At 69.8% G+C, this 22,524-nt stretch carries 19 protein-coding genes; 8 read left to right on the top strand and 11 right to left on the bottom strand.

Annotated elements, in window-relative coordinates; genetic code table 11:
• Positions 1-114: 114 nt before the first annotated feature.
• The 7 genes from C8P69_RS07450 to C8P69_RS07420 all read right to left on the bottom strand — a co-directional run bounded on the left by C8P69_RS07450 (position 115) and on the right by C8P69_RS07420 (position 8,495).
• Entirely contained in the window at positions 115-1,962 is a 1,848-nt protein-coding gene (locus tag C8P69_RS07450; protein WP_245901920.1) for a heavy metal translocating P-type ATPase, read from the bottom strand.
• A 115-nt stretch (positions 1,963-2,077) separates the two neighbouring features.
• Positions 2,078-3,292: an ABC transporter substrate-binding protein gene (locus tag C8P69_RS07445; protein WP_108175688.1), complete on the bottom strand. Its 1,215-nt coding sequence runs from the start codon at positions 3,290-3,292 to the stop codon at positions 2,078-2,080.
• Positions 3,293-3,322: 30 nt separating this feature from the next.
• Positions 3,323-4,858 (bottom strand): acyl-CoA synthetase, encoded by a 1,536-nt coding sequence (locus C8P69_RS07440; RefSeq protein WP_108175686.1) that lies wholly within the window; start codon positions 4,856-4,858, stop codon positions 3,323-3,325.
• Between the two features lie 96 nt (positions 4,859-4,954).
• Complete coding sequence (locus C8P69_RS07435; protein ID WP_108176511.1) at positions 4,955-6,115, bottom strand: acetyl-CoA C-acetyltransferase; 1,161 nt, start codon at positions 6,113-6,115, stop codon at positions 4,955-4,957.
• A gap of 57 nt (positions 6,116-6,172) precedes the next feature.
• Positions 6,173-7,366 (bottom strand): acyl-CoA dehydrogenase family protein, encoded by a 1,194-nt coding sequence (locus C8P69_RS07430; RefSeq protein WP_108175684.1) that lies wholly within the window; start codon positions 7,364-7,366, stop codon positions 6,173-6,175.
• Positions 7,363-8,124, bottom strand: coding sequence for an SDR family NAD(P)-dependent oxidoreductase (locus tag C8P69_RS07425; RefSeq protein ID WP_108175682.1), 762 nt, complete (start codon positions 8,122-8,124; stop codon positions 7,363-7,365). Before C8P69_RS07425 ends, C8P69_RS07430 begins: the two co-directional genes overlap by 4 nt.
• Positions 8,125-8,228: 104 nt before the next feature.
• On the bottom strand, positions 8,229-8,495 hold the full coding sequence (locus tag C8P69_RS07420; RefSeq protein WP_108175680.1) for a hypothetical protein: 267 nt from the start codon (positions 8,493-8,495) through the stop codon (positions 8,229-8,231).
• Between the two features lie 180 nt (positions 8,496-8,675).
• Here C8P69_RS07420 and C8P69_RS07415 point away from each other — a divergent pair, with 180 nt between their 5' ends.
• The 3 genes from C8P69_RS07415 to C8P69_RS24425 are packed head-to-tail and all read left to right on the top strand — an operon-like array spanning position 8,676 to position 13,624.
• Entirely contained in the window at positions 8,676-9,851 is a 1,176-nt protein-coding gene (locus C8P69_RS07415) for an efflux RND transporter periplasmic adaptor subunit (RefSeq protein WP_108175678.1), read from the top strand.
• A 10-nt stretch (positions 9,852-9,861) separates the two neighbouring features.
• Complete coding sequence (locus tag C8P69_RS07410) at positions 9,862-13,008, top strand: efflux RND transporter permease subunit (protein ID WP_108175676.1); 3,147 nt, start codon at positions 9,862-9,864, stop codon at positions 13,006-13,008.
• Position 13,009: 1 nt separating this feature from the next.
• Positions 13,010-13,624 (top strand): TetR family transcriptional regulator, encoded by a 615-nt coding sequence (locus tag C8P69_RS24425; protein ID WP_108175674.1) that lies wholly within the window; start codon positions 13,010-13,012, stop codon positions 13,622-13,624.
• Positions 13,625-13,628: 4 nt separating this feature from the next.
• Here C8P69_RS24425 and C8P69_RS07400 read toward each other — a convergent pair whose 3' ends face one another.
• From C8P69_RS07400 to argB, 3 genes are read right to left on the bottom strand one after another with little or no spacing between them, the layout of a single operon-like run.
• On the bottom strand, positions 13,629-14,330 hold the full coding sequence (locus tag C8P69_RS07400) for a pyrimidine 5'-nucleotidase (RefSeq protein ID WP_108175673.1): 702 nt from the start codon (positions 14,328-14,330) through the stop codon (positions 13,629-13,631).
• Positions 14,327-15,331: a DUF1036 domain-containing protein gene (locus C8P69_RS07395; RefSeq protein WP_170118164.1), complete on the bottom strand. Its 1,005-nt coding sequence runs from the start codon at positions 15,329-15,331 to the stop codon at positions 14,327-14,329. The genes C8P69_RS07400 and C8P69_RS07395 overlap by 4 nt, the downstream gene beginning before the upstream one ends.
• Complete coding sequence (gene argB / locus C8P69_RS07390) at positions 15,324-16,217, bottom strand: acetylglutamate kinase (RefSeq protein WP_108175670.1); 894 nt, start codon at positions 16,215-16,217, stop codon at positions 15,324-15,326. The genes C8P69_RS07395 and argB overlap by 8 nt, the downstream gene beginning before the upstream one ends.
• Positions 16,218-16,473: 256 nt before the next feature.
• Between argB and C8P69_RS07385 the strand changes: the two genes are divergently transcribed.
• The 3 genes from C8P69_RS07385 to hemW all read left to right on the top strand — a co-directional run bounded on the left by C8P69_RS07385 (position 16,474) and on the right by hemW (position 19,422).
• A complete protein-coding gene (locus tag C8P69_RS07385; protein ID WP_108175668.1) occupies positions 16,474-17,175 on the top strand; it encodes a lysophospholipid acyltransferase family protein in 702 nt (233 codons plus the stop codon).
• Between the two features lie 95 nt (positions 17,176-17,270).
• Positions 17,271-17,885, top strand: coding sequence for a thiamine phosphate synthase (gene thiE / locus C8P69_RS07380; RefSeq protein ID WP_108175666.1), 615 nt, complete (start codon positions 17,271-17,273; stop codon positions 17,883-17,885).
• Between the two features lie 373 nt (positions 17,886-18,258).
• Positions 18,259-19,422, top strand: coding sequence for a radical SAM family heme chaperone HemW (gene hemW / locus C8P69_RS07375; RefSeq protein WP_108176509.1), 1,164 nt, complete (start codon positions 18,259-18,261; stop codon positions 19,420-19,422).
• A 10-nt stretch (positions 19,423-19,432) separates the two neighbouring features.
• Here the strand turns inward: hemW and C8P69_RS07370 are convergent, their stop codons facing one another.
• The gene (locus tag C8P69_RS07370) at positions 19,433-19,870 is read right to left on the bottom strand and encodes a DsrE family protein (RefSeq protein ID WP_245901918.1); all 438 of its coding nucleotides are present in this window, start codon (positions 19,868-19,870) and stop codon (positions 19,433-19,435) included.
• A 280-nt stretch (positions 19,871-20,150) separates the two neighbouring features.
• Between C8P69_RS07370 and C8P69_RS07365 the strand changes: the two genes are divergently transcribed.
• Positions 20,151-21,047: a hypothetical protein gene (locus tag C8P69_RS07365; protein ID WP_108175662.1), complete on the top strand. Its 897-nt coding sequence runs from the start codon at positions 20,151-20,153 to the stop codon at positions 21,045-21,047.
• Positions 21,048-21,119: 72 nt separating this feature from the next.
• On the top strand, positions 21,120-22,490 hold the full coding sequence (locus C8P69_RS07360) for an ActS/PrrB/RegB family redox-sensitive histidine kinase (RefSeq protein WP_108175660.1): 1,371 nt from the start codon (positions 21,120-21,122) through the stop codon (positions 22,488-22,490).
• Positions 22,491-22,524 lie beyond the last annotated feature (34 nt).

Here is a 22,524-nt window from a genome sequence, read left to right as displayed (position 1 = left end):
GGCCCCTCGGGCTGGGCCTTCGGGCTCACCGGCTTCGGTTCGGCGGGTGTCGTATCGGGTGGTGTCTTGCTCATCCCCTGACAATGCGGGGAGCGCCTCACCTGTTCCCTAGCGTCAGCGGATCTCCGCCGGAACCGGGCCGCCGAGGGCCCGCAGCGCATTGAGGATCACCGCCACATCGATGGCCTCCTGCAGCAGCGCGCCCTGCACCGGAGCGATCAGGCCGAAGGCCGCCGCCACCATCGCGACCAGGGACAGGCCGATGCCGGCGACCACGCTCTGCAGCGCGATGGTCCGGGCGCGGCGGGCGATGACGAGGGCTTCCCTCAGCCGCGAGAGCTGGTCCACCAGCAGGACGACGTCGGCCGTTTCGGCAGCGGCGGCCGAGCCCGTCGCCCCCATGGCAAGGCCGATATCGGCGGCCGCCAGCGCCGGGGCGTCGTTGACGCCGTCGCCGACCATCATCACCGCGCCATGGCGGCGCTCGGCGACCACGACGGCCACCTTGTCGGCGGGAGTCTGCTCGGAGCGGATCTCGTCGACGGGAAGGTCCGCCGCCAGCGCCTCGGCGACGCCGGCGCGGTCGCCCGTCGCCAGCACGATGCGCTTCAGCCCCTCGGCGCGCAGGGCGTCGAGCAGGGCGTGGGAGCCGGCGCGGAGTTCGTCGACCATGAGGAAGCCGCCGGCGAGACGGCCGTCGACGCTGACAGCGACGACGACGCCCGTGCCGTCACGCAGGCGGCGGAGATTGTCGGCGGCCTCGTCATCGCCCGTGCCGAGATCGGCGCGCGCCGCGGCGTATGCGATGCCGCCGACACTGACCCGCCGTCCCTCCACGGTCGCGCTGACGCCCTCTCCGGGCACCTCCTCCGCCGCTTCCGGAACGGCGAGGTCGAGGCCGCGCGCTTCGGCCTCCGACACGAGACGACGCGCCAGCACGTGCTGCGACGCCTGGTCGGCGGAGGCCGCGAGGCGGAGGAGCTCGCGCGGCGTGATCCCGTCGAAGACGAGCTCCGAGGTGATGCGCGGCCGGCCATGGGTCAGGGTGCCGGTCTTGTCGAGGACGAGCACGTCGATGCGCGCCAGCGCCTCCAGCGCCTTGCCGCCCTTGACGAGGATGCCGCGCGCTGCCGCCCGCGACAGGCCGGCAACGAGGGCCACCGGCACGGCGAGGATGAGCGGGCAGGGGGTTGCCACGACGAGCACGGCGACGGCGCGCACGGGATCGCCACTGAGGATGTAGGCGGCCAGCGCCAGCACCACGGTCACCGCGAGAAAGACCATGGCGTAGCGGTCGGCGAGGCGCGACATCGGCGCCTTCGAGGCCTCCGCCGCGGCGACGAGGCGGACGATGCCGGCCAGGGTGCTGTCGCTGGCGAGCCGGTCCGCCCGCATGTCGAAGGGCGCGCCGACATTGATCGAGCCGGAGATGACCTGCTCGCCGTGGCGGCGCTGGGCCGGCACGGATTCGCCGGTGATCGCCGCTTCGTCGATCACGGCGAGATCGGTCGTCACCGTGCCGTCGACGGGGATCGTCTCGCCCTGGCGGATGAGCAGGCGGTCGCCGATCGCCACGGCGTCGAGGGCGATTTCCTCCAGCCCATGGGCCCCGTAGCGGCGGGTGCTGCGGGGAGCCCGGGCGAGGAGGGCGACCATGTCGCGGCGGGCGCGGCGTTCGGCGAAGGCCTCAAGGCTCTGGCCACCGGCATACATGAGCGCGACGACGCTGGCGGCCAGCGTCTCGCCAATGGCCAGCGCGGCGCTCATGGAGAGGAGGGCGACGATGTCGAGCCCGACCTCGCCGCGCCTGAGGCTCGCGATGATCTCGGCCAGGAGCGCCGCGATCACCACCAGCGTGGCGGCGGTGAAGGCGGGCCGGGCGATATTGGGGAAGCCGAGGAGCGGCGCGGCGAGGCCCACCGCGAGGCCGGTGGCGGGGACGACGAGCAGGGCCGTCTTCATCCACCCCGCCGCCATCATGGTTCTCCGCCGTTGCCCAGTGTGGGGTAACAGCGGCAGGCGATCCACAAAATGATTCAGGACAAGCGCCGGCGGGGCTGCCGCCGGCGCCGCCCGGTCACTGGCTGCGGGCGAGCGGGCACTGGCTCTCCGCCAGCGGCTGGATCATGTCGGCGGCGGCGATGGTCGCGCGGACATGCAGCAGGTCCCAGGGGCCTCGGCTCTCGGACGGCTTCTTCACCTCGACCAGCAGCATGTCGCGCATCAGGCGGCCATCGGCGCGCAGCTGGGCATTGGTGGTCATGAAGTCCTGCACCGGCAGTTCCTTCATCTTGGCCATGACGCGGTCACCGGCATCGGTGCCGCTGGCCTGCACGGCCTTCAGGTAGTGCAGCACGGCGCTGTAGACGGCAGCCTGGGCATGGGTCGGCGGGCGGCCCATCTTGGCCTCGAAGCGGCGGGCGAAGGCGCGGCTCGCGTCATCGCGGTCCCAGTAATAGCCGGCGAGGAAGGTCGTGCCCTGGGCGATCTCCGGGCCGATGCCCTTGACGTTGACGAGGGTGAAGATCGGCACGGCCAGCTTCACGCCCTGGCGGATGAGGCCGAACTCATAGGCCTGCTTGATGGCGTTGGTGGTGTCGGCGCCGGCGTTCAGCAGCGCCAGCACCTGCATGTTGGCGCCGCCCTGCAGCAGGAAGGACGAGAAGTCCATGGTGTTGAGCGGATGGCGGACGGCGCCGGTCACCTCGCCGCCGCGGGCGCGCAGCGTCTCGGTCATGTCGCGCTGCATGGCATGGCCGAAGGCATAGTCGGCGGTCAGCAGGAACCAGCGCTTGTGGCGGTCGCTGAGGAGGGCCGTGGCGAGGCCCTTGGCGAGCGCATAGGTGTCGTAGAGCCAGAGAGCGCTGTTCGGGGTGCAGGCCTTGCCGACGAGATCGACATTGCCCGAGCCGACATGGACGACGACGCGGTTGGCCTGGCGGATCGTGTCCTGGATGGCCAGCGACACGCCGGAATTGGCGATGTCGAAGAAGGCATCGGCATTGTCGCCGTCGATCATGCGCTTCACCAGGGTCGCGGCGATGTCGACCTTGTTCTGGTGGTCGGCGCTGAGCACCTGGATCGGCTTGCCGGCCACCGTCGGGCCGAAATCCTCGACCGCCAGTTCCGCCGCCACCACCGAGCCGCGGCCCGAGGTGTCGCTATAGGCCGAGGACTGGTCGTTGAGCACGACGAGCCGGACCGTGTCGTTGGAAATCTGGGCGTGGGCGGGAAGGGCTGCAGCCGTCAGCAAGGTGGCGCCGGCCAAAAGCCGGCCGAGGGTCGTCAACATCGTCAGTCTCCAGGGGTGGTCAGTCGATCATCAGCGGCTTGCGGCGAGGTACTGGTCGCGCAGGTGGCGCTTCACCAGCTTGCCGGTGGGGGTGCGTGGCAATTCGGCAAGGAAATCGATGCTGCGCGGGCATTTCAGCGCCGACAGGCGCGACCGGCAGAAGGCAATGAGTTTCTCCGCCAGCTCAGGGCCGGCCTCGGCCATGTCGCGCGGCTGGACGACGGCCTTCACCTCCTCTCCCATCTCGGCATTGGGGATTCCGAAGACGGCGACGTCGGCGACGGCCGGATGGAGGATCAGCACGTCCTCCGTCTCCTGCGGGTAGATGTTCACCCCGCCGGAGATGATCATGTAGGCCTTGCGATCGGTGAGGTAGAGATAGCCCTCGGCGTCGAGGTAGCCGATGTCGCCGAGCGTCGACCAGCCCTGGGCATTGTGGGCGCCGGCGGTCTTGGCGGCATCGTTGTGATAGGCGAAGGCCGGGCCGCCGGCGAAATAGACCGCGCCGATCTCGCCTGCCGGCAGCTCCGCCCCGTCCTCGCCGAGGACTTTGATCGATCCCACGAAGGACCTGCCTACGCTGCCGCGATGGCTGAGCCATTCGGTGGAGTTGATGACGGTGACGCCGTTGCCCTCGGTGCCGGCGTAGTATTCGAGCAGGATCGGCCTCCACCAGTCGATCATCGCCTGCTTGACGTCGGCGGGGCAGGGCGCCGCGGCATGGACGGCGGCGCGGATCGACGAGACGTCGTATCGGGCGCGGACCTCGTCGGGCAGCTTCAGCATCCGCACGAACATGGTCGGCACGAGCTGGGCATGGGTGACGCGGTGGGCGTCGACCAGGCGCAGGAACTCCTCTGCGTCGAACTTCTCCATGATGACGGAGGTGCCGCCGAGGGCAGCGACGATCATGTTGAAGCGCAAGGGAGCCGCGTGATAGAGCGGCGCCGGCGAGAGATAGACGGTGTCCTCGCCCATCCCGCACATGTCCTGGCACAGGACCTTCATCAGCGGCGGAAGCTTCTCGATGGGCTCCGTCATGAAGGGCTTCTTGACGCCCTTCGGCCGCCCGGTCGTCCCCGACGAGTAGAGCATGTCGTAGCCCGTCACCTCGTCGGCGATGGGCGTGTCCGGCATGGCGGCGCGTTCGGCGTCGAAGTCGCGGAAGCCGGGACGCACCCCGCGCGCCATGAACAGGGAGAGGCCGGGCTGCCCGGCGAGCGGCGCCGCCTGCTCGGCCGTCTGCGGCGTGACGATGAGGGCCTTCGCGCCGCAATCGCGGACGATGTAGGCGATCTCGTCGGGGGTCAGGTAGCGGCTGATGGCGGTGTGGTAGATGCCGGTGCGCTGCGCCGCCCAGCACAGCTCCATGAAGGCGATGGAGTTCTCCATGATGAAGGCGATGTGGTCGCCGGCCTTCAGCCCGAGCGAGCGCAGCAGGTGGGCGCCCTGGTTGGCGCGGCGTTCCAGCTCGCCATAGGTGATGGCCTCGCCGGAGCCGGCCATGCGGTAGGCGATCTTGTTCGGATGGGCTGCCGCATGGGCGCGCGGATGGGTGGCGTGCATGGACGCGGGACTCTCTTCGGGCTGTTCCTCAGGCGGCAGCCGGACGCTGCTCTTCTCACCGTGGGCGGCGGGGACGCGCCCCGCCGCGGGGAGGCGTCAGAGCGCCTCGACGATGGTGACGTTGGCGATGCCGCCACCCTCGCACATGGTCTGCAGGCCATAGCGCTTGCCGCGCGCCTTCAGCGCGTGGATCAGCGTCGCCATGAGCTTGGTGCCCGACGCGCCGAGCGGATGGCCCAGCGCAATGGCGCCGCCATTGACGTTGAGCTTCGCCGGGTCGGCGCCGGTATGGCGCAGCCAGGCGAGCGGCACGGGCGCGAAGGCCTCGTTGACCTCGTAGAGGTCGATGTCCTCGATCCGCATCCCCGCGCGCTTCAGCGCCCGGTCCGTGGCGGGCAGCGGCTCCTCCAGCATGATGACCGGGTCGCCGGCGGTGACCGTGAGGTTGTGGATGCGGGCGATCGGTTTCAGGCCATGGGCCTTGATGGCGGGTTCGTTGGCGATGAGCACGCCGGAGGCGCCGTCGCAGATCTGGCTGGCATTGGCGGCGGTGATGACGCCGCCCTCGACCAGGGTCTTCACCGCGCCGATGCCCTCGAGGCTGGCGTCGAAGCGGATGCCCTCATCGCGGCGATGCGGCTCGCCATCGACATCGACGGCGACGATCTCGCGGTCGAAGGCGCCGGCCTCCGTCGCGGCCACGGCGCGGCGGTGGCTCTCCAGCGCGTAGCGGTCGAGCTCGTCGCGGGTGAAGCCGTACTTCTTCGCGATCATCTCGGCGCCGGTGAACTGGCTGAAGCCCTCGACGCCGAAGCGCTGCTGGATGCGCTTGGAGAAGGGACCCTCGCCGATGCCGGCCTTGGCGTAGAGGCCGGTGACCGTGCCCATGGGCACGCGCGTCATGCTCTCGACGCCGGCGGCGATGACGAGGTCCTGGGTGCCGGACATCACCGCCTGCGCGGCGAACTGCATGGCCTGCTGGGACGAGCCGCACTGGCGGTCGATGGTCACCGCCGGAACGCTCTCGGGGAGCTTCGAGGCCAGCACCATGTTGCGGCCGACATGGAAGGCCTGTTCGCCGCCCTGGGAGACGCAGCCGACGATGACGTCCTCGATGGCCGTCGGATCGACGCCGGTGCGGTCGACCAGGGCGTTCAGCACCTCGCCGCCAAGATCGGCCGGATGCCAGCCGGCGAGCCTGCCGCCGCGCCGGCCGCCGGCCGTGCGCACTGCTTCAACGATATAGGCCTCGGCCATGGTCATCCTCCGTTGCGGCGGTCGTTCCAGGGCGACCGTCTCCTTGCGTGGTCGCGGTCAGTGGCGCGCCTGCTTCCAGTCCCGCTTGATCTTCTTGGCCAGCGACCATTTGTGGACCTCGGTCGGGCCGTCATAGATGCGGAAGGCGCGGATCTCGCGGAACACCCGCTCGACGATGGTGTCGCCGGAGACGCCCATGCCGCCCATGACCTGGACGCAGCGGTCGGCGATGCGCATCAGCGCCTCGGAGACGGCGACCTTGGCCATGGAGCTCTCGGCCGTGCCGAGCGAGCCGCCGTCGAGGACGCCGGCGCACCAGTCGATCATTAGCTCGGCCTGCTTCAGGTCGATGAGGTTCTCCGCCAGCATGAAGCCGACGCCCTCGTGGTCGATCAGCGTCTTGCCGAAGGCCTCGCGGCGGCAGGCATAGTCGGTGGCGATCTCATGGGCGCGGACGCAGGCGCCGAGCCAGCGCATGCAATGGGACAGGCGGGCCGGCGACAGGCGGACCTGGGCATATTTGAAGCCCTCGCCGCTCGCGCCGAGCATCTGGTCGGCGGGGACGCGCAGGTTGTCGATGGCGATGATGGCGTGGCCGCCGGGCATGGTGCTGTCGATGGTGTCGAGCACCCGCTCGATGCGGATGGCCGGGTCGGGCAGGTCGACGAGGAACATGCAGGCGCCGTCGTCGGACTTCGCCATGACGATGCCGACCTTGGCGCCCTCGGCGCCGGTGATGAAGGCCTTGCGGCCGTTGATGACCCAGTGGTTGCCGTCGAGGCTGCAGGTGGTCTTCATCATCGACGGGTCGGAACCGGCGCCGCCCTCCATGGCCGGTTCGGTCATGAAGAAGGCCGAGCGGGCGCGCCCCTCGACGAGGGGCTTCAGGAAGCGCTCCTTCTGCGCGTCGGAGCCGACTTTGCCGAGGAGATACATGTTGCCCTCGTCGGGGGCGGCGGTGTTCACCGCCGTCGGGCCGAGGGGCGACAGGCCGGAGCGGATCAGCACATAGGCCGTCTCTGCCTGGCTGAGATGGTCGCCGTCGTCGAGGATGTGTGGGGTGAGCACGCCGGCGGCCCGTGCCTTCTCGCGCATCTCGACGACCATGTCCTCGGAGGGGCCATGGGGCCCCAGCCGGGCATCGGTCTCGTAGGGCACGATGACCTTGCGGACGAAGGCCTCGACCTTCGCGCCGATGGCCTTGGCGCGGGGTGTCGCGCCCGCCGGCTCGACTTCGGCGTGGCCGCTCATTTCGGCGACATCCGGATGGCGCCGTCGAGGCGGATGGTCTCGCCGTTGAGCATCGGGTTGGCGACGATGGCCTCGACCATCATGGCATATTCGTCGGGGTGGCCGAGGCGGGAGGGGAAGGGCACCTGGGCGCCGAGCGAGTCCTGCGCCTCCTTCGGCAGCGAGCCCATGAGCGGGGTGAGGAAGAGGCCCGGCGCGATGGTGACGATGCGGATGCCGAAGCGGGCGAGCTCGCGGGCGATCGGCAGGGTCATGCCGACGATGCCGCCCTTGGATGCCGCATAGGCGGGCTGGCCGATCTGGCCGTCGAAGGCGGCGACGGAGGCGGTGTTGACGATGACGCCGCGCTCCTCGCCGATCGGCTCGGCGGTGTGCAGGCGGGCGGCGAACTTCGACAGCACGTTGAAGGTGCCGAGCAGGTTCACCTGGATGATCTTGTTGAAGTCGGCCAGCGGCAGGGGCGAGCCGTCGCGGGCGATGACCTTGGCGGGCGGGCCGATGCCGGCGCAGTTGACGCAGATGCGGGCCTTGCCATGCAGGCCCTCGGCCTCGGCGAGGGCAGCGTCCACCGCCGCCTCGTCGACGACGTTCACCTTGACGAAATGGCCGCCGATCTCCTTCGCCAGGGCCTGGCCGAGGTCGGCATTGAGGTCGAATATGGTGACCTTGGCGCCGGCCTTGGCCAGCCGCATGGCGGTTGCCCCACCGAGCCCGGAGGCGCCTCCGGTGATGATTGCCGCCGTACCCCGTGCATCCATGGCTGTCGCTCCTCGGCCCGCACAGCAGGCGGGCGCATTCCTGTCGGCCCGCACCTTTGTCAGCGGGGATCCGATGGTCAATCGGCCGTGCGGCTGATGGCCGTTCAGCGGCGGGTGAGGAAGGAGAGGATCGCGACGATGACGATAACGGCCGTGGCCACGTGGCGGGACGCCGAGCCGAGCCAGTGGATGCAGGCCGCGGTGCCGAGGCTCATCGCTGCTGACAAACCTGCGAGCAGGAACGCGATAGGCTGTGACGCGTTCTGCAGCAGCGCGAAGAGGTATGAGCCGATCACGAGGAACGGTGTCAGGATCAGCAGGGCGCGCACCACCCTGGCCTTGACGACGGGATCGTCGAAATTGGCGGTCATGGCCCCGGAGGGTCCCTCGTGCCCCGTAGGGGGTCAAGTCCGGCTCTTCACCATCCGGTGAGCGCGCCCCTTCTGTCTTGCAACCTGTTTCCACAAAAGTTACATACATCAGTGTATGTATTTCCAGGCGACGTGATCCGCAGCCCGCGCCGACCCGTCTCCTTCCCCGGGATTTCCCCCATGACGCTCCTTCGTTTTCCGGCCGCCGCGGCCCTCGTCCTGCTTTCCGGCCTCGCCGGCACGCCCGCCCGGGCGCAGGCCCCCGGCCAGACCCCGCCGCCCCCGCCCGTCGGCATCGTCGAGGTGAAGGCGCGGCCCGTTCCGATCATCAGCGAGCTGCCGGGCCGCATCGCCCCGACGCGGATCGCCCAGGTGCGTCCGCGCGTCTCGGGCATCGTCATTGCCCGCGTCTTCCAGCAGGGCAGCCTGGTGAAGGAAGGCGACGTGCTCTACCGCATCGATCCCGAGCCGTTCCGGGTCGAGGTCGAGCGCTCGCGGGCAACGCTGCAGCGCGCCCAGGCCACGCGCCTCCTCGCCCAGCAGCAGAGCGACCGCGTCGAGCAGCTGCGCGAGCGCAATGTCGCGAGCCCCCAGCAGCTCGACAGCGCGGTGGCGACCCTCGCCCAGGCCGACGCCGATGTGGCGAGCGCCAAGGCCGGCCTCGCCTCGGCCGAGCTGAACCTGCGATATGCCGATATCACCGCGCCGATCAGCGGCCGGATCGGCCGCGCCCTCATCACCGAGGGCGCCCTCGTCGCGGCGAACGGCGCCGACGCGCTGGCGACCATCCAGCAGCTCGACCCGATCTATGCCGACTTCACCCAGTCGGCCACCGACCTCATCCGCCTGCGCCGTGCGGTGAATGCCGGGGCGCTCACCGAGGACAAGGCCGACGTGGCCGCGGTGCGGCTGCTCATGGACGATGGCAGCCCCTATCCCCATCCCGGCCGCCTGCTCTTCTCCGAGGCGACGGTGGATGCCGGCACCGGCCAGGTGACGCTGCGCGGCGAGTTCCCCAATCCCAACGGCGATCTGCTGCCGGGCATGTATGTGCGCGTGCTGATCGAGCAGGGCGTCCAGCCCAATGCCGTGACGGTGCCGCAGCAGGCGATCCAGCGCGACACGGCCGGGCGCGCCCAGCTCTTCGTCGTCAAGCCGGACGACACGGTGGAGGTGCGCATCGTCCGCACGTCCCGGGTCGTCGGCACCGATGCGGTGATCGATGACGGCCTCGCCAATGGCGACCGCGTGGTGGTGGACGGCTTCCAGCGCCTGCGCCCCGGCGCCAAGGTGACGCCGCGGCCCTGGGCCCCGCCGGGCCAGGGGGCTGCCGCTGCCGCCCCGGCCTCCCGCTGAGGACCGCGCGATGCCGCAATTCTTCATCGACCGGCCCATCTTCGCGTGGGTCGTCTCCATCCTGATCATGCTCGGCGGCGTGCTGGCCATCCCGCAGCTGCCGGTCGCCCAGTATCCGGACGTCGCTCCGCCGCAGATCACCATCAACACGGCCTATCCGGGCGCTGCGCCCGAGGATGCCTACCAGGCGGTGACGCGGCCGATCGAGGAGGAGCTGAACGGCATCGAGGGCCTGCTCTATTTCGAGTCGGTCGCCGATACGACGGGCTCCATCCAGATCACCGTCACCTTCCGCCCCGGCACCAATGGCGCCGCCGCGGCGGTGGAGGTGCAGAACCGCGTGCGCCGCGTCGAGCCGCGCCTGCCGCGCTCCGTCAGCCAGCAGGGCGTGCAGGTCGACCAGGCCCGCTCGAACTTCCTGCTCGTCGTGACGCTGACCTCGACCGACGGCACGCTGGATGACATCGGCCTCGGCGACTACATGAGCCGCAACATCCTGGGCGAGATCCGCCGCGTGCCGGGTGTCGGCCGCGCCCAGCTCTTCGCCTCCGAGCGCGCCATGCGCATCTGGCTCGACCCGGACAAGATGGTCGGCCTCAACCTCACCGCCGCCGACGTCACCAATGCGGTGACCGCGCAGAACGCGCAGGTCGCCGCCGGCTCCATCGGCGCCCTGCCGAACCCGATCAACCAGCAGGTGACCGCCACCGTTCTGGTGAAGGGCCAGCTCGTCTCGCCCGACGAGTTCGGCTCCATCGTGCTGCGCGCCAACCGCGACGGCTCGCTGGTGCGGCTGCGCGATGTCGCCCGCATCGAAGTGGGCGCCCAGGCCTATGCGACCTCGGCGCGCCTCAACGGCAAGCCGGCCGCGGCCATCGCCGTGCAGCTCTCGCCGACCGGCAATGCGCTCGCCACCGCCGAGGCGGTGAAGAAGCGCATGACCGAGCTCGCCACCAATTTCCCGCCCGGCGTCGAATTCGCGATCCCCTACGACACCTCGCCCTTCGTGAAGGTGTCGATCGAGAAGGTGCTGCACACGCTCGGCGAGGCGATGGTGCTCGTCTTCCTCGTGATGTTCCTGTTCCTGCAGAACCTGCGCTACACGCTGATCCCGGCCATCGTCGTGCCGGTGGCACTGCTCGGCACCTGCGCGGTGATGTATGCCACCGGCTTCTCCATCAACGTGCTCACCATGTTCGCCATGGTGCTCGCCATCGGCATCCTCGTCGACGACGCCATCGTCGTGGTGGAGAACGTCGAGCGCATCATGTCGGAGGAGGGCCTGTCGCCGAAGGAGGCGACGCGCAAGGCCATGGGGCAGATCACCGGTGCGGTCATCGGCATCACCGCCGTGCTGGTCTCGGTGTTCATTCCGCTCGCCTTCTTCCCCGGCGCGGTCGGCGTGATCTACAAGCAGTTCAGCCTGACCATGGTCGTGTCGATCCTGTTTTCGGCCTTCCTGGCGCTGTCGCTGACGCCGGCGCTGGCCGCGAGCTTCCTGAAGCCCGTCCAGGCCGGCCACCATCACGCCAAGCGTGGATTCTTCGGCTGGTTCAACCGCGGCTTCGACAAGACCTCGCACGGCTATTCCGCCATGGTCGGCCACCTGATCCGCCGCGGCGGGCGCTACATGATCATCTATCTGGCGCTGCTGATCGGCCTCGGCTGGCTCTATGTGCGCCTGCCCACCTCGTTCCTGCCGAACGAGGACCAGGGCTACATCATCGTCAACTTCCAGGCGCCGTCGGACGCCACGGTGAACCGCACCATGGCGGCCATCGAGGCGGCGGAGAAGCACTTCATGGCCGAGCCGGGCGTGTCCCGCATCGTCACCGTGCGCGGCTTCTCCTTCTTCGGCCAGGGCCAGAACGCGGCGCTCGCCTTCGTGACGCTGAAGGACTGGGGCGAGCGTGGTCCGCGCGATGCGGCTTCCGCCATCGCGCTGCGCGGCACGATCGCGCTGTCGCAGCTGCGCGATGCCATCGTCTTCTCGCTCTCGCCGCCGCCCATCCAGGGCCTCGGCAATTCCAACGGCTTCGCCTTCCGCCTGCAGGCGCGCGGCGGCCAGACCCAGCAGCAGCTGGCCGCAGCCCGCGACCAGCTCGTCGGCGCCGCCATGCGCAGTCCGAAGCTGGCGCAGGTCTTCGTCGAGGGCCTGCCGGACGCAGCCCAGATCGCGCTCATCATCGACCGCGAGAAGGCCAACACGTTCGGCGTCACCTTCGCCGACATCAACGCCACCATCTCGACGACGCTGGGCTCGTCCTACGTCAACGACTTCCCCAATGCCGGTCGTCTCCAGCGCGTGCTGGTGCAGGGCGACACGGCCTCGCGCATGCAGATCGACGACCTCTTGAACCTCAACGTCCGCAACGCCAATGGCGGCATGGTGCCGCTCTCGGCCTTCGCCCGGGCCGAGTGGCAGCGCGGTCCTTCGCAGATCGTCGGCTATAACGGCTATCCGTCCGTCCGCATGTCGGGCGCGGCGGCCCCGGGCTTCTCGTCCGGCGATGCCATCGCTGAGATGCAGCGGCTCGCCGCCGACCTGCCGCCGGGCTTCGGCTATGAGTGGACGGGCCAGTCGCTGCAGGAGATCCAGGCCGGCTCGCAGGCCCCGCTGCTGATCGCGCTGTCCTGCATCCTCGTCTTCCTCTGCCTTGCCGCGCTCTACGAGAGCTGGTCGATCCCGATCTCGGTGCTGCTGGTGGTGCCGCTCGGCGTCATCGGCTCGGTGGCGGCGGTGACGCTGCGCGGCATGCCGAACGACGTCTACTTCATGGTCGGCCTCGTCGCGATCATCGGCCTGTCCTCGAAGAACGCCATCCTCATCATCGAGTTCGCCAAGGACCTGAGGGCCGAGGGCAAGGGCCTGATGGAGGCGACGATCGAGGCGGCGCATCTGCGCTTCCGGCCGATCCTCATGACCTCCCTCGCCTTCGCGCTCGGCGTGCTGCCGCTCGCCATTGCCTCGGGCGCCAGCGCCGCGAGCCAGCAGGCGCTCGGCACCGGCGTGCTCGGCGGCATGATCTCGGCAACGATCCTCGCCGTCGTCTTCGTCCCGATCTTCTTCGTCGTCGTGACGCGGATCATGGGCGGCGGCGACAAGGCGCCGGACAAGACGCCCGCCGAGGCTCCCCCTCCCGCCGCCGGTCACTGACTTGCGGCGCACCAAGGCCGAGGCGGAGGAAACGCGGCGGGGGCTTCTCTCCGCCGCCGAACGCCTCTTCCATGCGAAGGGCCTGGCCAAGACCTCGCTCGAGGAGATTGCCGCCGAGGCCGGCGTCACCCGCGGCGCGGTCTACTGGCACTTCACCAACAAGGCCGATCTCGTCATCGCCCTGTTCGAGGATGCGCCGCTGTTCCACGAGGACCTGCTGGCGCTGCTGTCCGAGGACGATCCGGCCGGTCCGCTTGGGGCGCTGGAGGCCATGGTCGTCGCGGCGCTGCAGCGGCTCGCCACCGACGAGCGGCGCCAGCGGATCTATTCGCTCGTGACCTTCTGCGACCAGCCCGAGCTGATGACCCCCGTCATGGAACGCAAGACCAGCATGATGGAGGACGTGCGGCTGCAGCTCGCGAGCGCCTTCGTGAAGGCCGCCGAGCGCGGCCAGATCGCCGCGCCGTGGACCGCCGCGACAGCCGCCGACTGCTTCGACTGGCTGCTCCACGGCGTCATCGCGGACTGGCTGAAATTCGGCCGCCGCTTCGACCTCGCCCGGCGCGGGGCGGAGGTGTTCCGCCTGCAGTTCGCCTGCTTCCGCGGCGGGGCCTGACGGCCTAGAGCCTGAGGTTCACCAGGAAGGCCGTGAGGTCGTCGGTGACGTGGTCGATGTGGTCGTCGGTCCGGCCCTCGAACTCCCAGGCCTCGCGGAAGACCTCGCGGGTCTTCTCCGGCACGACCAGCACGGTCCGCATCCCCAGCGCATGGGGCGCCTCGAGATTGCGGGCGAGGTCCTCGAACATGGCGGCGCGGGTGGGGTCGACGCCGTGGTCGGCGAGGAACTTCTCGTAGGTCACGCGGTGCGGCTTCGGCAGCAGGCCGGCATCGACGATGTCGAAGACGCCGTCGAAATGGTTGTCGATGCCGAGGCGGCGCGTCACCGCCGCCACATGCGCATGGGTGCCGGAGGTGAAGACGAACTTGCGGCCGGGCAGCGCGGCGATGGCGGCGCCGAGCTCGGGGTTCGCCTGCAGCGGCGAATGGTCGATGTCGTGGACATAGGACAGGAAGTCGTCCGGGCTCATGCCGTGCTCGATCATCAGCCCGCGCAGCGAGGTGCCGTAGCGCTTGTAGTAGTCCTTCTGGACGCGGAAGGCCTCCTCCTCCGACACCTTCAGGAGCTTGGCCACATAGGCCTTGATGCGCCCGTCGATCTGCTCCCACAGCGACAGGTGCGCGGGGTAGAGCGTGTTGTCGAGGTCGAAGATCCAGGCCTCGACATGGGCGAAGGCGGCACGCGTGGCGGCAGGGTCTGTCATCGGGGTTCCCGGAAGCGCAGGGAGGCGCGACGGCGCCCATCGAAAGGGACGGCGAGAAATTGCGCCGGCAAACCACCGTGGGCCGCGCAATCGGTGCCGGTGATCTCGAACTCGCTGGCGCGGATGCAGCCTGCCGTCTCGCCGCCGAAGGTGAGCGGGCGCCCCTGGCGAAGGACCGGGCGGCCGTCGCCATCCACCGCCTCGGCGAAGGAGAAGACGCGCGGCGGGGCGCCCTCGAGCGGCGGCTTCAGGCAGGCGCCCGCCTCGATCCGGAACCAGCCGCGGGTGACCATGCGGCCGCCATCCTCGGTGCCGAGCGCCGCCATGATGCGGTAGGCCGTGTCGTTGCACCAGGCGAAGCCCGGTCCCTCGCCAGCGCGCAGCGCGGCGAGCAGGCGGTCGAAGATGTCGGGCAGCGCCGCGGCATCGGCGGGCAGGTTGAGGTCGGTGACGAAGGCGCGCATGGCGCCGTCGGTCTTCGGACCTTCGAGACCGTCGATGGGGCCGGAATCATAGCCGAGCCGGGTGAGGAGGCGCTGGATGCCGGCGCGGCGCGCCTGGGGCAGGTCGTAGTCGGCCTCCTCCGAGAGGAAGAGAATGGCGATGCCTTCCGCCACCGTCGGCCTCACCTCGGCGAAGGGGGCCATCACATGGCCCGCCTGCCGGCAGGACTGGGCCGCGGGCACAAGGAAGTCACCCTCGCCGATGCAGAGCTGGCGCTGGTTCGGTTGGCCAAGGCTCGCGCCCGGCGCCTCGCCCACCGGGCGGGTGTGAAGGAAGAGCCGGCCGGGAGCCTCGGCCGTCTGCAGGATGGCGCGGCACTGGCCGGGATCGAGCCGGAACCAGCCACGGGTCGCCGCGGTCGCCTCGACCGCAACGCCGATGGCCGCCTCGGTGACGACGCTGGTGCGGTTGCACAGGCGCGTCTCCGCGGCGGCGGGGGCGGCGAGCGCCGCCGCGACGACCAGCGCCGCGGCGAGGCTCGCGAGCGCCTCACGCATGGATGAGCGTGCCGGCGCCGCCATCGGTCAGGAGCTCCACGAGGACGGCATGCGGGGTCTTGCCGTCGAGGATGACGACGCCTTCGACGCCGCGCTCGACCGCATAGATGCAGGTCTCGATCTTCGGGATCATGCCGCCGGTCACGGTGCCGTCGGCGATGAGCCGGCGGCAATCCTCGACCGAGAGCGACTTGATGAGGTTCTTGTTCTTGTCGAGCACGCCCGGCACGTCGGTGAGCAGGAGGAGGCGCTTTGCCCCCAGCGCACCGGCGATGGCGCCGGCGAAGGTGTCGGCATTGACGTTGTAGGTCTCGCCGTCGGCCGAGGTCGCCACCGGCGCGAGGACCGGGATCAGCTCCTTGCCGAGCACGGTGTCCAGCACCTTGGTGTCGACCTTGTCGGGCTCGCCGACGAAGCCGAGGTCCACCACCTTCTCGATGTTGGAATCGGGGTCGCGGGTGACGCGGCTGACCTTGGCGGCCTTCACCATGTCCCCGTCCTTGCCGCACAGGCCGATGGCCTTGCCGCCGGCGGCATTGATGAAGCCGACGATCTGCTTGTTGATGGAGCCGGCGAGGATCATTTCGACGATCTCGACCGTCTGCTTGTCGGTGACGCGCAGGCCGTCGACAAACTCGCTCTTGATGCCGAGCTTGGCGAGCATCTGGCCGATCTGCGGCCCACCGCCATGGACGACGACCGGATTGATGCCGGACTGCTCGAGCATGACGATGTCGCGGGCGAAGGAGCGGGCGCCACCCTCGTCACCCATGGCGTGGCCGCCATATTTCACCACGACGATCTCGTCGTCGTATTTCTGCATGTAGGGCAGCGCCTCGTTGAGGACGCGGCCGATATCCTGGGCATCAAGGGGCGTATGCGACATGGGCGGCTCCGGCGGTCGCGTCCCCTGCGGGATCGCGCTTGACGTGATCGCGTTCTCGCGCGCGACATGGCGGGGGTCTTAGCCGATTTGGCGGTGGGCGCGAAAGCGGCAAACCGCATCACGCCCGTGCGCCACGAGGCCGACACGATCGGCTTCCATGATGATGGGGCATGACACAGGCCACCGCACGGCCTATGGCTCACCCGTGAGGCCGGAGGCTTTGCGCCCCGGCTCACACCAGCTGCGAACGGAGACCATGACAGCACTCCGTTCCCGGACCTTCGACCTTCTGCTGGGCGGCTGGACCGCCCTGTTCGGCGCCATCATCCCCGCCCTGTTCTGGGCCGACGGTGCCCGGCTGCGCCATGTCTCGCGGCTCTGGGTCGCCGGCGTCATGGGCCTGCTGCGCCGCGTGGTCGGGCTCGACCATGTGGAGATCGGCAGCGCCAACCGCCCGGCCGGGCCCTGCCTCATCGTCTGCAATCACCAGTCGACCTGGGAGACGATCGCGTTCATCCGCCTGTTCCCCGATGTCGCCATCGTCGCCAAGGAGGAGCTGCTGAAGATACCGGTCTTCGGCTGGTACCTCCGCCACTCGCCGATGATCACCATCGACCGGGAGTCCGGGACCCAGGCGCTGCGCCGCATGGTGGAGGGCGCCAAGGCGGCCCTCGCCGAGGGGCGCCCGGTTCTCGTGTTTCCCGAGGGCACCCGCAAGGACCCGGACACGCCCATCGACTTCAAGAGGGGCGTCGAACTGCTCTATGGCCGGCTCGACGTGTCCGTCCTGCCGGTCGTGGTTAATTCCGGTCGCTTCTGGGGCATCGGAAGGCCGGCCAAGCGCGCCGGCACCATCACCGTCTCCTGCCTGCCGCCGCTGCCGCCCGGTCTCAAGTCCGGCGAGATGATGGAGCGGGCCGAGCAGGCGATGGAGGCCGAGCGGCGGCGGATCGGCTGACGCACCGTCGCGCCTTGACTTGGCAGGGCCGGCCGGCACAGTCCTGACGCCCCCGGGGGCCCGCGAGGCCGCACCACCCTTCAGGAGCATCCACCATGACCCTCGCCTATCCCGACCGCTTCTATCCCGTGGTCGACAGCCTCGTCCTGCTGGTCGACCTCGCCCGGACCGGTGTCGGCACGATCCAGCTGCGGGTGAAGGGTCTCCCCGAGGGGCAGGCGACCGCTCTCGTCCGCGAGGCCGTGGAGGCGGTCGCGGGCCTTCCCGTGCGGCTCGTCGTCAACGACTACTGGCGCGCCGCCATTGCCGGCGGGGCGAAGCACCTGCATCTCGGCCAGGAGGATCTCGCCACGGCGGATGTCGCGGCGATCCGCGCGGCGGGGCTGACGCTCGGCCTCTCCACCCATGACGAGGCCGAGCTCGACACCGCGCTGGCCCATCGCCCCGACTATATCGCCCTCGGGCCCATCTATCCGACGACGGTGAAGACCATGCGCTTTCCGCCGCAGGGGCTGGAGCGCATCCGCGTCTGGAAGCAGCGGATCGGCGCGATCCCGCTGGTTGCCATCGGCGGGATCACGCTGGAGCGCGCCCCGGACGTCTATGCGGCGGGTGCGGATTCCATCGCAGTGGTCACCGATGTGGCCGGCGCCGCCGATCCCGTGGCGCGGGCGCGGGAATGGCTGGCGCTGGAGCCGGCCGGGGAGTGAGAGGGCCGTTTCCTCGCGCCTCGACCTTGGCTTGAACGCGAACCACCGCCCGTCACCCCCGGCGAAGGCCGACAGGCCGAGGGAAGGGGGTCCAGGAGCCGGTGCACCACGATGCAGGGCAGAGGACCTCATGGGTCTCTTCCCAACGGTCCGATGCCCCATGGCCCTTGGATCCCCTTCCCCTCGCTGCGCTCGGCCGGGGATGACGGGAAGAGCCTAGAGCGCCATCCGCCAGAGTCTTGGCGGCGCTTTGGCGCGCCCAATGCCCGCCTCCCCCTAGCCACGGCCGCTGCGGAGCGTTACCTGACGCAACGAGCCGGCGGGCCTCTCGTCCGCCGCCGAGACCCGTCCCATGACCGCCACCGCGCCAGGCATGGGGGGCCCGGACGATCCCGGCTTCGGGATCTATGTCCACTGGCCCTTCTGCGCCTCCAAGTGCCCCTATTGCGACTTCAACAGCCATGTCCGGCACGTCGCGCCGGACGAGGCCCGTTTTGTCGCGGCGTTCCGGCGGGAGCTCGCGACCGCGGCGCGGCGCACGCCGGGCCGCACCGTCTCCTCGATCTTCCTCGGTGGCGGCACCCCCTCGCTGATGGAGCCGTCGACGGTCGGGGCCGTGCTGGAGGCCATTTCCGGGCTCTGGCCAGTCACGAGCGATTGCGAGGTGACGCTCGAGGCCAATCCGACCAGCGTCGAGGCGGAGCGCTTCCGCGGCTTCCGCGCCGCCGGCGTCAACCGCGTCTCGCTTGGCGTGCAGGCGCTCGACGATGCCGACCTGAAGAGCCTCGGCCGCACCCATTCGGCCGATGAGGCCCTGCGCGCGGTCGATGTCGCCCGCCGGCATTTCGACCGCTATTCGTTCGATCTCATCTATGCCCGTCCCGGCCAGACCGAGGCGGGCTGGGAAGCGGAACTGCGCCGCGCCATTGCCGAGGCGGCCGAGCACCTGTCGCTCTATCAGCTGACCATCGAGCCCGGCACGATGTTCGAGGCGCTGCACCGCGCCGGCAAGCTCGCCATGCCCGACGACGAGATGGGCCGGGTGCTCTACGACCTGACCCAGGCGATCTGCGCCGAGGCCGGCCTGCCGGCCTACGAGATCTCCAACCATGCCCGGCCGGGCGCGGAGTGCCGGCACAATCTCATCTACTGGCGCTCCGGCGATTTCGTCGGCGCCGGCCCCGGCGCCCATGGGCGGCTGACCCTCGGCAATGGCCGCATCGCCACGGCCACCGAGAAGCATCCGGAGACCTGGCTCGCCCGGGTCGAGGAGCAGGGCTCCGGCATCGTCTCGGAAGAGCACCTCATCCAGATGGAGACGGCCGACGAGTTCCTCGTCATGGGCCTCCGCCTCGCCGAGGGCATCGACCTTGCCCGCTACGAGGCCCTGTCCGGCCAGCCGCTGGACCCCGAGCGGATCGCCTTCCTGGAAGGCGAGGGCTTCGTCGAGCGCCTGACCGGCGGCCGGCTCAAGGTGACCCCGGCCGGCTTCCCCGTGCTCAACGCCGTGGTGGCGGATCTCGCGCAAGCCAGCTGATGTCGCCGCGTCAGAAGTTCAGGTAGCGTACGTCGGGCCCGTCCATGTAGGCGCCGACATCGGCCGGCGTCGTTGGCGTCACGCCCTCGATCAGGCCGGCCGCATTGGCACCCGGCGTATTGGCGAGATAGAGCGGGCAGATCTGCACCTGGGCACCCGCCTGGATGACGCCGCGCAGCATCTGCTGGGCCGTGACACCGGCGGGCTGGAAGACCGGTCCCGCGTAGCCGGAGAACGCCAGGTCGCCGCCGGCCCCGCACAGGACCATGCGGACGGGTGTCTGGCGCGTCAGGGCCTCACGCGTCAGCAGCATGGCCATGGCGTGGACCATCGGATTGGGCGAGGTGACGAGGACAAGCAGGCGCGGCTTTGTCTGCGCCTCGGACGGCGCCCCCGACATGAGGAGGCCTGAGACGGCGAGCGTGACGAGAAGAAGGCGCTTCAGCATGGACATCTCCGGATAGGGCTGGGCAGGGGCATGTCAGACCCTTGCCGCGCGTCTTGGCGCGCCGGCCGGTCACTGTCCGGCCGCCACGCTCTCCGCATCGCGCCTTCCTGCCCGCTCAGGAGCAGCGGGCGAGGTTGGCCCGCCCGGCGCGTCCGGCAAGTCCCTGAAGATGCAGACCATCTCCGGGCGACACGACCGTAGGGTCCGCTACGACTTGCGGTCCACGGAGAAAATTGCGTTCATCGCTTGGGGTGCTGAGATACCGACGGGGACCTGGCGCATGGTCGAGGGACGGGGCGATTTCGCCACGACGGACATGATCCTCAGGCACCCGCGCTTCGTCGCCGCACGCGACGGCTACATCGACACCCTGATGAGCCTCCACGAACTCCGGCCGACGCCGCTCGAACTGATGCGCGATGGCGGCCGCATCGTCGTCTACGGCGTCATCATGGCGCTGTGGGGCGGCTATCGCGAGGCGGTGCCGGAGACCTGGCCGAGCGTCCGTCGGCTGAAGTCGGAGGTTGCCCGGTTCGCGTTGGCGAGCCCGCGCCAGATTGACCTCGTTCTCGCCCGTTTCGTGCAGGCCGGCTATGTCCATGTCCGCGCGGCCCCGGGGGACGCGCGCTGGCGGCTCGTCCTGCCGACGCCGGGTCTCATCGAGCATGACCGGGCCTTCATCCGCGCCCATTACACCCCGCTCGCCGCCATGTTTGGCGAGGAGCCCTATGCGCTGCCACTCGTCGGCGATCTCGCGTTCCTGATGGCGGCGCGTGCGGCCTGGCTTGCCACGCTCGGGGCCATGGCGGAGGAGGTCATCCGCCCGAACCGCCCCGTGCTCCGCTTCTACGCGGCCTCGGGAGGGATGCTGATGCTGATGAAGCTCGCGCGGCTGCAGTCCCTGGCAGGCGGTGCCGCTTTCACGATCGATCAGACAGATCTCGGCCGGCGCTTCGGCGTGTCGCGCACCCATGTCCGCACGCTGCTGCAAGCTGCGGCGGCCGATGGCCATGTCGTCCTCGAAGGCCCGGGGCGGCTGCGGCTCGTGCCTGCCCTGCTGGACTCGCTCGACCTGAACATCGCCGAACGGCTTTCGCTTCTGGACCGCTCCCGTCATCGGGCGATGCGGGAGCTGATGGTGCGGGATCTGGAAGGCGCTGTCGCGCCAACGATCTAGCGACACGCCGCCGCTCCGCCCAAGGACAGGTTGCCATGGCCTTCCGTCGCGGGACGGCCTAGGCTCCGCGCCATGCCGACTGAACTCCGTGCCGCTCCGCCCGTCACCTTCGACCGCAGCCTCAAGCTCGAGACGCTGATCCGCCTGCGCTGGTTCGCGGTGATCGGCCAGACCGGCGCCATCCTCGGCGTTTACTGGGGGCTTTCGGCGGAACTGCCGCTGGACCTCTGCCTGCTCGCGGTGGCGGCCTCGGCCTGGCTCAACATCGCGCTGAGGCTGCGCTACCCCCCGAACCACCGGCTCTCCTCGCTCGCCGCCGGCCTGTCGCTGGCCTGGGACGTGGTGCAGCTCGCGATCCTGCTGCACCTCACCGGCGGCCTGGAAAATCCGTTCTCGTTCCTCTTCCTCGGGCCCGTCCTGATCTCGGCCACGTCGCAGCCGCCGCGGGCGACGCTGCTGCTCGGCCTGTTCACGGTGGCCTGCGCCACCTTCATCGGCCTGTTCCACCAGCCGCTGCCCTGGGAGTGGATGGACGACCTGCGCCTGCCGCCGCTCTATCTGGTCGGCGTCTATATCGCCCTGCTCATCTGCCTCCTGTTCATCGGCATGTATGTCTGGCAGGTGGCCGAGGAGCAGCGGCAGTTCACCGACGCGCTGACCGCCACCGAGCTGGTGCTCGCCCGCGAGCAGCACCTCAACCAGCTCGACGGGCTCGCCGCCGCCGCCGCCCATGAGCTAGGCACGCCGCTGGCCACCATCGCCCTCGTCACCAAGGAGCTCGCCGGCGTGCTGCCGAAGGACGGGCCGATCGGCGAGGACATGACGCTGCTGCGCGAGCAGGTTCAGCGCTGCCGCGACATCCTGGCCAAGCTCAAGAGCCTGTCGAGCGAGGACGCGCCCTTCGACACGATGAGCCTCGCCCAGATCCTCGAAGAGGTGGTGCAGCCGCATCGCGATTTCGGCGTGACCATCACCGTCGACCTGCCGGACAAGCGCGACGGGGAGCCGGTGCTCGCCCGCAACCCGGCGATCCTCTACGGCCTCGGCAACATCGTCGAGAACGCCGTGGACTTCGCCCGCTCCTCCGTGGTGGTGGCGGCGCGCTGGGACGCCGAGAGCGTCGCGGTCACCGTCATCGACGATGGCCCGGGCCTTGCGCCCGACATCCTCGAACGGATCGGCGAGCCCTATCTCACAAGCCGCCGCCGCAAGGGGCGGGGGCGCGAGGGCAAGAAGGGCGAAGGGGCGGAGGAGAAGACGGGGCTCGGCCTCGGCGTCTTCATCGCCAAGACGCTCTTGCAGCGGACGGGCGCAAGGATCCACTATAGCAATCGTCCGGGCTTCGAGACCGGGGCCATGGTCGAGGTCATCTGGCCCATCGGTGCCTTCTCCGCTCCGACAAGCGGCGGAACGTCGCGGCTTCCCGAGCCCGCGACGTCTTGAGGAAAGTTGCGGGATCCCCCACATCCCGATCACG

It is taken from the genome of Phreatobacter oligotrophus, from assembly GCF_003046185.1.
GTDB lineage: Bacteria > Pseudomonadota > Alphaproteobacteria > Rhizobiales > Phreatobacteraceae > Phreatobacter > Phreatobacter oligotrophus.
Note: the sequence above shows the minus strand (reverse complement) of the source record. Positions and strands in the feature narration are given on the sequence as shown.

Coding starts and splice junctions, on each gene's coding strand:
- C8P69_RS07450 (WP_245901920.1), bottom strand. CDS start 1,962: ATGAAGACGGCCCTGCTCGTCGTCCCCGCCACCGGCCTCGCGGTGGGC.
- C8P69_RS07445 (WP_108175688.1), bottom strand. CDS start 3,292: ATGTTGACGACCCTCGGCCGGCTTTTGGCCGGCGCCACCTTGCTGACG.
- C8P69_RS07440 (WP_108175686.1), bottom strand. CDS start 4,858: ATGCACGCCACCCATCCGCGCGCCCATGCGGCAGCCCATCCGAACAAG.
- C8P69_RS07435 (WP_108176511.1), bottom strand. CDS start 6,115: ATGGCCGAGGCCTATATCGTTGAAGCAGTGCGCACGGCCGGCGGCCGG.
- C8P69_RS07430 (WP_108175684.1), bottom strand. CDS start 7,366: ATGAGCGGCCACGCCGAAGTCGAGCCGGCGGGCGCGACACCCCGCGCC.
- C8P69_RS07425 (WP_108175682.1), bottom strand. CDS start 8,124: ATGGATGCACGGGGTACGGCGGCAATCATCACCGGAGGCGCCTCCGGG.
- C8P69_RS07420 (WP_108175680.1), bottom strand. CDS start 8,495: ATGACCGCCAATTTCGACGATCCCGTCGTCAAGGCCAGGGTGGTGCGC.
- C8P69_RS07415 (WP_108175678.1), top strand. CDS start 8,676: ATGACGCTCCTTCGTTTTCCGGCCGCCGCGGCCCTCGTCCTGCTTTCC.
- C8P69_RS07410 (WP_108175676.1), top strand. CDS start 9,862: ATGCCGCAATTCTTCATCGACCGGCCCATCTTCGCGTGGGTCGTCTCC.
- C8P69_RS07400 (WP_108175673.1), bottom strand. CDS start 14,330: ATGACAGACCCTGCCGCCACGCGTGCCGCCTTCGCCCATGTCGAGGCC.
- C8P69_RS07395 (WP_170118164.1), bottom strand. CDS start 15,331: ATGCGTGAGGCGCTCGCGAGCCTCGCCGCGGCGCTGGTCGTCGCGGCG.
- argB (WP_108175670.1), bottom strand. CDS start 16,217: ATGTCGCATACGCCCCTTGATGCCCAGGATATCGGCCGCGTCCTCAAC.
- C8P69_RS07385 (WP_108175668.1), top strand. CDS start 16,474: ATGACAGCACTCCGTTCCCGGACCTTCGACCTTCTGCTGGGCGGCTGG.
- thiE (WP_108175666.1), top strand. CDS start 17,271: ATGACCCTCGCCTATCCCGACCGCTTCTATCCCGTGGTCGACAGCCTC.
- hemW (WP_108176509.1), top strand. CDS start 18,259: ATGGGGGGCCCGGACGATCCCGGCTTCGGGATCTATGTCCACTGGCCC.
- C8P69_RS07370 (WP_245901918.1), bottom strand. CDS start 19,870: ATGCTGAAGCGCCTTCTTCTCGTCACGCTCGCCGTCTCAGGCCTCCTC.
- C8P69_RS07365 (WP_108175662.1), top strand. CDS start 20,151: ATGGTCGAGGGACGGGGCGATTTCGCCACGACGGACATGATCCTCAGG.
- C8P69_RS07360 (WP_108175660.1), top strand. CDS start 21,120: ATGCCGACTGAACTCCGTGCCGCTCCGCCCGTCACCTTCGACCGCAGC.